The following is an 8,989-nucleotide window of genomic DNA, read 5'->3' on the forward strand; positions in this document are numbered from 1 at the left end:
CGGGATGCGCCGAGGATAAGGTTCATACCTTTCCCTTTGCTGGAGTGTCCCATGCAAGTCATCCTGGAAAACCTGCCGCAGGTCTTCAGCGCCTATGTGGTCTATCTCGTCGCCGTACTCAGCCCTGGTCCGGCCACGATGGCCATCGCCTCAACGTCTCTTGGCGAGGGACGGCGCCACGGCTTTGCCATGGCAGCCGGAGTCTTTTGCGGCTCCATGAGCTGGGCTCTGGCCGCCTCTGCGGGTCTCGCCACCGTCTTGACCCATTACGCCCATGCGCTCACGGTCATGCGGATCGTCGGCGGACTGTATCTGCTGTACCTTGCCTGGCGCGCCTTCCGCTCGGCGGCAAGTGCAACAGATCCCCTGGCAAAAGGTGTGGTCGGGGCAAGCTATGGGCGCACCTTCCTGCGCGGCTACGCCATCCACTTGACGAACCCGAAGGCGATCTTCGCCTGGCTTGCGATCCTGTCGCTCGGTTTGCCGGTTGGTGCCACTGGCGTGACGGTTGCCGTGATCGTGGCCGGATGCCTGGTGACCGGCTTCACGGTTTTCATGGGTTATGCTTGGCTGCTCTCGTTGCCCGGCGCGCTCAAAGCATATCGCTCCGCGCGTCGCTATATTGACGGTACACTCGCCGTCCTGTTTGCGGCGGCCGGGGCCAGGCTACTTTTGCAGCGCTGAAACGAGAAAAGGCGCCGCTCGTGGCGGCGCCTTTCGTGAAGCCTCGGCGGATGAGGGCTGATCAGCCCTCTTTAAGCGGCGAGATCTGGATCTCGACGCGGCGGTTCTGAGCCCGGCCGTCGGCCGTCGCATTGGACGCGATCGGCTGGCTCGGACCGAAGCCAAGCGAGGAGACGCGACGCGGGTCGACGCCCTGGCCATTGAGGTAGCCAGCGACCGACATGGCGCGACGCTCCGACAGAGCCTGGTTGTGAGCGAGACTGCCGGTCGAGTCGGTATGTCCATTGATGTCGATCAGCGTCTTGTCGAACTTGCGCAGCACGATCGCGACGGAATTCAGGGTCGGGTAGAACTGCGGCATCACCGCATCCTGGTCCGTGGCGAAGGTGATGTTGGACGGCATGTTCAGGATGATGCGGTCGCCGACGCGCGTGACCGAGATACCCGTGCCCTCAAGCTGGGCGCGCAGTTCGGCTTCCTGCTGGTCCATATAATTGCCGATGGCACCACCCGCGAGCGCTCCGATACCGGCACCGATCAATGCGGCATTGCGCCGGCCGACGGGCGAGCCGCCCACCGCCAAGCCACCCAGAGCACCGACGGCCGCACCAAGTGCTGCACCGCCGGCCGTATTCGAAACCTTCTGCTGGCCCGTATAGGGATCCGTCGTCGTGCAGGCACTCAGATAGGTCGCGCACAGCGCGACGATGGCAATCTTCTTGATCATGCTCGATGTCCCTCCAAGAACAGGCTGATGATTCCTGAACAGTGAAATTACGGCAACAAAAAGTTGCCGTGCAGCCTCATTCTGCCGCCGAGCGGCGCCCATACCGTTTCTCGATATAGTCGGCGACCAAGGCTTCGAAATCGCCGGCAATGTTCGGGCCACGCAGCGTCATCGCCTTCTCACCGTCGATGAAGACAGGCGCTGCCGGATTTTCGCCAGTTCCCGGGAGCGAGATGCCGATATCGGCATGTTTGCTTTCGCCCGGACCGTTGACGATGCAGCCCATGACCGCGACGTTCAGTCCTTCAACGCCCGGATATTTTTCCCGCCAGACCGGCATGTTCTTGCGCAGGTCATCCTGGATTTTCTGGGCAAGTTCCTGGAAAACGGTCGATGTCGTGCGGCCACAGCCGGGACATGCCGCAACCACAGGCACGAACTGCCGGAAGCCCATGACCTGCAGCAGCTCCTGCGCCACCTGCACTTCACGGGTACGATCCCCGTTCGGTTCCGGCGTCAGGGACACACGCACCGTATCACCGATCCCGTGCTGCAGGACGTAGCCCATGGCAGCGGACGAAGCGACGATGCCCTTTGTGCCCATGCCGGCTTCCGTCAGCCCCAGATGCAGCGCGTGATCGGAACGATCGGCCAGCATCTGGTAAACGGCGATCAGGTCCTGCACCTGGCTGACCTTGGCCGACAGGATGATGCGGTTGCGCGGCAGGCCGATTTCCTCGGCAAGTTCCGCCGACAGCAGTGCCGACTGCACGATCGCCTCACGCGTGACCTGGCGTGCCGACAGCGGTGAACCGTTTTCGGCATTGGCATCCATCAGCCGGGTCAGCAGCTCCTGATCCAGCGAGCCCCAGTTGACGCCGATGCGCACCGGTTTGTCGTAACGGATCGCCATTTCGACGATCTCCGCAAACTGCTTGTCCTTCTTGTCCTTGAAGCCGACATTGCCCGGATTGATCCGGTATTTGGCCAAGGCTTCGGCGCAGGCAGGATGATCGGCCAGCAGCCGGTGGCCGATATAGTGGAAGTCGCCGATCAGCGGCACGTCCATGCCCAGCCGCAAAAGACGCTCGCGGATCTTCGGCACTGCTGCTGCACTCTCGTCGCGATCGACCGTGATGCGAACCACTTCGGAGCCAGCCTTGAACAGAGCTGCCACCTGCGCGACGGTTGAATCAATATCAGCGGTATCGGTATTCGTCATCGATTGGACAACGACAGGGGCGCCGCCTCCGATGATCACCCCGCCGACATCGACGGCGACGGAGGACCGTCGTGGCTTCGGGTCATAGGCATCGGCGGACGGTATGGTTCCTGCGAACATGGCTGTATCTCTACGCACCTTCGAATGATGCTCTGGAGGTGGATCAAAGCACGCCGCTTGTCAACCGATCCCGCCGGCCACGATGGCGGACGATCAGCGCGGCTGGATCGCGCCAAGAACCAGTTTCAGAAGGTGCGGGATGGTGTCATCCAACTCTTCGATATCCTGACGGCGGCATTTCATGCCCTCCACTGCGTCGATCAAAAGAGACGCGACGATCTCGGACGACAGGCCTGACGGAAATGTGATGACCTGCGCCGCTTCGGACCGGCTGAGCTCCCGCGCGATTTCCTCCTCGACTGCCTTCATCCAGTCGAGAAAGAGGTCCGCCCCGAACTCGTGGCTGGTGTCGAACAGTTCAGCGCCATGCGCCGTCGCCAGGATCTGGCGTTGCGGGGCGACGATACCCTCACTCAAGGCGAGGAAAAGCCGGTCTTCGAGCGGCAGATCCTGTTCGAGGCTGGATCTGACCTTCAGAAGCGCCTCCTCCATCATCGATCGCATCAAGGCCCGGAAGATGTCGGGCTTGTTGCGAAAATGGATGTAGAGCGCCGGCCTCGACAGGCCGACGACCTGGGCGATATCGTCCATGGTCGTTCGCTTGAACCCATAGCTGACGAAGGTTCCATACGCCGCCTGGAGAATGAGCGCCCGTCGCTCGCCTACACTGATCTCTGACATTATTGACACATTGACGATTTTCGTCATCGCGTCAACCGCCCTTTTTGATGCACCGATTCAGTCGCCAAGCCCTGCGACGGCCCTCACCTCGAAACGACCGAGGATCAGGTCTCCGTGACCCTGTCGGCATATCGGGCGAGATGGGACAGGGCGAGCACCACCAGCAACAGGGCGGGGATAGCAGTGTAAACGGTGGACAGCGTCGTATGCTCCGCGACGAAACCGATCAGCGATGGCGCAAAGAGGATACCTGAATAACCCATGGTGGTGACGACCGAGAGGCCGACTCCTGGCGCCAGTCCTGGGATGTTGCCTGCCGCCGAAAAGGCGATGGGCACCATGTTGGAAATGCCGATGCCGGCAATGGCAAACCCAATCAGGGCAAGCGTGACACTGTCCGAGCGGCCGGCAATCAGCAGACCGAGCGTCGCCAGCACCCCGCAGACCCGCAGTGTTTTGACCCCGCCGAATCGATCGCGCACGAAGTCACCAGCAAAGCGGCACGTCGCCATCGTCAGAGAAAACGCGGCAAAGGCGAAGCCGGAAAATTCTGTCGATGCATTGAGTTCGTTGCGCAGATAGAGGGCGCTCCAGTCGAGAACCGTTCCTTCCGGAACCATGCAGAACAATGCAATGAGACCGATCAACCAAGGAAGCGGCGTCAGCGGCAGCCTTGCCCGTGCCGGTTCGTCGCTGGGATGCGGCGCGTCGGCAAGGATCATCGGGCGTGCCACGAGGAAAAGCACCACACAGATGGCTGCCAACAGAAGGACATGGCCCAGGACGCCGAGCGTCGCGATCAACGCTCCGCCAGTGGCAGCCCCGAACAGTCCACCCAAGCTCCAGAACGCATGGCAAGACGACATGATCGAACGCCGCATCTGCCGCTCGACCTCGACCGCATTGGCATTCATCGCGACATCCATCGCCCCGGTCAGCCCGCCGAACAGGAAGATCGCAATGACGCCGGTCCAGATGCTGTCCACCAGGGTCAGCAACACGATCGTCGGAATGTAGAGGAGCGTTGTGATCTGCACGACGCGGCTCGACCCGAGCCGGGCAATCTGCATTCCGGCAACAGGCATCATCACCAGCGAACCCACACCGAAGACGAACAGCATGATGCCCAGCATCGATTCAGTGAGGCCCAGCGCCTGCGAGAAGAACGGGATCTTTGGCGCCCACGCACCCATGACCATGCCGTTGAGAAAAAACAGCAGTGCCACAGCTGCCCTCTCCCGGGTAACGATGGGAGCCGCCTCGGCCGATGCCTTCATCGATAGTGTGTCGTTCATCTCGTCCTCCATGCAACCGGCGGAACTCTACTTAAATCGATTTAGACGACAATCATCCATCCGCCTTCCGCGCATAACATTTTGTTTCCGCCCATGACGATCGCTGATGCGGCGCCGGCAGATTGACACAGCCGCGGATTGCCGCGACAGATGGCGCCACGCCTGCGTCGGTTGCCTGCCGCAGCGATCATTCCTTCGTTGAAAGTCATGACCTCGTGAAGACGACCATTGGCGCCGGCATCCTCCTGTCCAGCCTGGCTTATTTCCTGTTTGCTATGCATGACGCCATGATCAAGCTGCTGGTGGAAACCACGACCGTCTGGCAAATCCTGTTCTGCCGCAGCATTGCGATCCTGATCGGCTGCCTGTTCATGGGCGGTCGCGGTCTGGTGCGCGAGACCATCGCCTCCCCGGTCAGGCGGCCGATGATGGTCCGCAGTCTGTTTCTCCTCGCAGCCTGGCTCTGCTATTTCCATGCGGCCAAGTTCCTGCCGCTCGCAGACCTCACGACGCTTTACTTCGCAGCACCGATCGTGGCGGTTGTCCTGTCGATCCCGATGCTGGGCGAACATGTCTCGTTCGCGAGTTGGGCCGCCGTGATCACCGGCTTCGTCGGCGTGATCGTGGCGAGCGATCCGACCGGCATGGCGGACGGCTGGCCGGTCTACTTGGCCATCCTCGCAGCCTGTTGCTGGGCGATTGCCACCATCCTGTTGCGGCGGACGTCGCAGGACGCCAGCAGCATGGTGCAGATGGCAATGACCAACGTCTTCTTCCTGGCGCTTACGGCTCCGGTGGCGCTCAGCACCTGGACCATGCCAGCGGGCGGCGCGCAGATCCTTTTGATCGCCGTCGGGCTCATCGGCGGACTGGGGCAACTCGCCTATTTCGAGAGCATGCGACGCGCACCGATCTCGATCATCGCACCGTTCGAGTATACGGCGCTGATCTGGGCCTTTGCGCTGGGTTACGCGATCTGGGGTGATATTCCCGGCCCGAACGTGATTGCTGGGGCCGTGCTGATCGCCACTGCCGGCGTCATCATCCTCTTCGCCGAAAGGCGGCGGGCCTCCGCCTGAGCAGACGTCAAGACGCCTGCAGATAGCGCTCGGCCAACTCGACCCAGAAGGTCGTGCCGATCGGCAGCGCATCATCGTTGAAGTCGTAGCGCGGATGGTGGAGCGGCGGATCGTTCTCCGTGCGTTTGGTCCCGAGGAAGAAGTAGCTGCCCGGACGCTCCGTGAGCATATAGGCGAAATCCTCGCTGCCCATCATCGGGCGGGGCAGGTCGAAGACCTTGTCGGCACCCGCAAAACTGACCGCAAGGTCGCGGACGAAATCGGTCTCGGCTTTGTGGTTGATCGTCGCATTGTAGCCGCGCTGGTAGTCGATCGTGACACCCATGCCGTAGCTGGCCGCCTGCCCTTCAGCCACGGCCCGGATCCGCTGTTCCAGCTGGTCTCGGACCTTGGCATCGAAGGATCGGATGGAAAGGACCATCTCGGCCCGCTCGGGAATGACATTGCTGGCGGCCCCTGCATGGAAGCCGCCGACAGTAATCACTGACGGGTCCAGAGGGTGGATGTTGCGCGACACGATGGTCTGAAGAGCCATGATGATGGAAGCGCCGCAGACGATTGGATCGGCCGTCGACTGCGGCTCTGCACCATGTCCGCCACGCCCATTGACAGTGATCTTGCATTCGTCGATCGCCGCCATGATTGGCCCCTCCCGCACGGCGATATGGCCGAAGGTGATATCAGGATCGTTGTGCAGGGCAAAAACCGCATCGCACGGAAACTTTTCAAACAATCCGTCCTCGATCATCAGTCTTGCGCCACCGAAATTCTCCTCAGCCGGCTGGAAGATCAGATGGATGGTACCATCGAAATTTCGCCGTTCCGCCAGGATCTGCGCCGCGCCCAGCAGCATGGCGGTATGCCCGTCATGGCCGCAAGCATGCATGACGCCCGGCACTTTGCTGGCATAGTCCAACCCTGTTTCCTCCAAGATGGGAAGAGCATCGAAGTCCGCGCGAATGCCGATGCTGCGCGGACTGTCGCCATGGCGCAAGGTGGCGACCACCCCCGTTCCGGCAAGTCCACGCGTCACCGCATAGCCGAGTGCCTGCAGCCGGTCGGCGACATAGTCCGACGTCTTGAATTCCGACAATCCGATCTCGGGAAACTGGTGCAGGTGGCGGCGCGTCGCCAGCACATCCGCCATGACATTGGGAAACTGGATCGACATAAAATACTTCCTCGTATCGGACGTTCTCTACCTTCAATGGACGGCGCCGACTTTCGCACTTGCGACCTTGTTGTTCAACCGTATAAAAAGGCATAAGGCCAAGACCGGCCCGCTTGTCCTCATTGCGAACTGTTGGGAGATGCCGATGACGCGACGCACATTCCAGCGGGCTGGGGAGGCCGAACGTCGCCAGGATCTGATTACCGCCACGCTGGACAGCATCTCCGAGCACGGACTGGAAGGCGCGACCGTCCGCGATATCGCGGCAAGGGCCGGCGTCACCGGCGGGCTGATCCGTCACTACTTCACCGGCAAGGACCAGATGGTCCAGGCAGCCTACCGGGAAATGCTGGCAACCATGACCAGGACGGCGGTCGATGCGATGGCCGATACCGGTGAGGACGCACATCACCGCCTTCACCGCTTCATCGTCGCCAATGTCAGCCCGCCGATCGCCGATCCCAAGGCACTTTCTCTCTGGGCCGCCTTCATCGGGAGAGTGCGGTCGGACGAGGAACTGGCACGGATCCACCGCGAAAATTACATGCTTTTCCTGGAGATCCTGGAAAATCTCGTCGCTTCGCTCCTCTCCGGCCATGGCCGCAAACCTACCCCATCGGAATGCAGGCATCTGGCGATCGCCATCAACGGCTTGATCGACGGCCTCTGGCTCGAAAATTCGCTCGCAAGCGATCTCTTCGACGAAGACCGCCTACCACAGATCGCGCTTGACGCCGTCGAGGCACTTTTGGGCGGGATTGCCTTGAGACCTGCTGTGGGCATGAACTGAAACGGAAATTTTGATGAAATACGCCGCCGTGACGAAACGCCTGGCCGGATTGGGCTCGGGCAAATGGGCATTGCATATCGAAGGCCGTCGCATGGCAGCGTCAGGCATTCCCGTCATTGAGTTAACGATCGGCGAACCGGACATGCCGCCGGATCCGGCACTTCTGGCTGAATGCGCCCGTGCCATGAATGCCGGCCGCACGCGATATTCAAACGGCCGTGGCGAACCGTCGGTCGTGGATGCGCTGGTCAGCAAATATGGAAAGCGCAGGGAAGGCATCACGGCGCGCAACATCCTTTGCTTTCCTGGGACACAGAGCGCTCTCTTCGTCGTCATGATGGGACTGCTCGACGCCGGAGATGAGGTGTTGGCCGCCGACCCTTCTTATGCGACCTATGAGGGCGTCGCAGCCGCGACAGGCGGATGCCTTGTCCCGGTACCCCTTCGGGCCGAAAATGGGTTCCATCTTGACGCTGCCGACCTTGAGGCGGCGATCACGCCGAGAAGCCGTGCGCTTCTTCTCAACACACCCCACAATCCGACCGGCGCTGTTCTGTCGGCAGCGGAAATTGCGGCGATCGGCGAAGTCTGCCGCCGCCACGACCTATGGATCGTGTGTGACGAGGTCTATGAAGAACTGACCTTTGATGACCGTTTCGCCTCGCCGTTCGACAACCCGGCTCTGGCTGACCGCACCATTGTCGTCTCCTCGATCTCGAAATCACACGCCGCTCCGGGTTTCCGAAGTGGCTGGGCAGCGGGACCTGCAGAGTTCTTCGACCACCTGCTACCCGTGTCCGAAACTATGCTGTTCGGCGTCCAGCCGTTTATCGCCGACATGACGGCCATGGCTCTGACCCAGCCCATCGGGACGTCGGCGACCATGCGTGCCAACTACCAATCCCGGGCCAACCTGATGGTAGATCGCCTCTCAGGCAGTCCTGCACTTCGACCGCATCGCCCGGAAGGCGGCATGTTCATCGTGCTTGATGTGTCGGGCACAGGCCTGACCGGCCACGACTTCGCCACGCGCCTCCTGCAGGAGGAAAAGGTCTCGGTGATGCCGGGATCATCCTTCGGCGAAGGCGCCCGGAACCTCGTTCGCATCTCCTTGACCGTTCCGGAAACAAGCCTGGAGGAAGCGGCACGAAGAATGCTATGCTTGGCGGAAAGACTGGCTGCCTGAGCTAGTTCACGGCGCGCTTGGATGGGGGAGGCCG

At 61.4% G+C, this 8,989-nt stretch carries 9 protein-coding genes; 4 read left to right on the plus strand and 5 right to left on the minus strand.

From position 1 onward, the window contains the following. Positions 1-51 precede the first annotated feature (51 nt). Positions 52-684, plus strand: coding sequence for a LysE family translocator (locus tag DMY87_RS10295; RefSeq protein ID WP_110791213.1), 633 nt, complete (start codon positions 52-54; stop codon positions 682-684). 61 nt (positions 685-745) lie between these two features. Here DMY87_RS10295 and DMY87_RS10300 read toward each other — a convergent pair whose 3' ends face one another. The 4 genes from DMY87_RS10300 to DMY87_RS10315 all read right to left on the minus strand — a co-directional run bounded on the left by DMY87_RS10300 (position 746) and on the right by DMY87_RS10315 (position 4,729). Then, the gene (locus tag DMY87_RS10300; RefSeq protein ID WP_110791214.1) at positions 746-1,411 is read right to left on the minus strand and encodes a YiaD family glycine zipper/OmpA-like lipoprotein; all 666 of its coding nucleotides are present in this window, start codon (positions 1,409-1,411) and stop codon (positions 746-748) included. 76 nt (positions 1,412-1,487) lie between these two features. Next, positions 1,488-2,753, minus strand: a complete 1,266-nt coding sequence (gene ispG / locus DMY87_RS10305; protein ID WP_110791215.1) for a flavodoxin-dependent (E)-4-hydroxy-3-methylbut-2-enyl-diphosphate synthase — start codon at positions 2,751-2,753, stop codon at positions 1,488-1,490. Between the two features lie 93 nt (positions 2,754-2,846). Further along, positions 2,847-3,434: a TetR/AcrR family transcriptional regulator gene (locus DMY87_RS10310; protein ID WP_165826200.1), complete on the minus strand. Its 588-nt coding sequence runs from the start codon at positions 3,432-3,434 to the stop codon at positions 2,847-2,849. 104 nt (positions 3,435-3,538) lie between these two features. Then, positions 3,539-4,729 (minus strand): MFS transporter, encoded by a 1,191-nt coding sequence (locus DMY87_RS10315; protein ID WP_110791217.1) that lies wholly within the window; start codon positions 4,727-4,729, stop codon positions 3,539-3,541. A gap of 215 nt (positions 4,730-4,944) precedes the next feature. On the opposite strand from DMY87_RS10315, the gene DMY87_RS10320 reads away from it, so the two are divergent. After that, on the plus strand, positions 4,945-5,808 hold the full coding sequence (locus tag DMY87_RS10320) for a DMT family transporter (RefSeq protein ID WP_110791456.1): 864 nt from the start codon (positions 4,945-4,947) through the stop codon (positions 5,806-5,808). A gap of 7 nt (positions 5,809-5,815) precedes the next feature. Here DMY87_RS10320 and DMY87_RS10325 read toward each other — a convergent pair whose 3' ends face one another. After that, positions 5,816-6,979, minus strand: a complete 1,164-nt coding sequence (locus DMY87_RS10325) for a M20 aminoacylase family protein (protein ID WP_245408881.1) — start codon at positions 6,977-6,979, stop codon at positions 5,816-5,818. 145 nt (positions 6,980-7,124) lie between these two features. Between DMY87_RS10325 and DMY87_RS10330 the strand changes: the two genes are divergently transcribed. Beyond that, a complete protein-coding gene (locus tag DMY87_RS10330) occupies positions 7,125-7,769 on the plus strand; it encodes a TetR family transcriptional regulator C-terminal domain-containing protein (RefSeq protein WP_110791218.1) in 645 nt (214 codons plus the stop codon). 13 nt (positions 7,770-7,782) lie between these two features. Beyond that, positions 7,783-8,955: a pyridoxal phosphate-dependent aminotransferase gene (locus DMY87_RS10335; RefSeq protein WP_110791219.1), complete on the plus strand. Its 1,173-nt coding sequence runs from the start codon at positions 7,783-7,785 to the stop codon at positions 8,953-8,955. Positions 8,956-8,989: the final 34 nt, after the last annotated feature.

Origin of the sequence: Peteryoungia wuzhouensis, assembly GCF_003205195.1 — a bacterium.
In the GTDB taxonomy this organism is placed as follows: domain Bacteria; phylum Pseudomonadota; class Alphaproteobacteria; order Rhizobiales; family Rhizobiaceae; genus Allorhizobium; species Allorhizobium wuzhouense.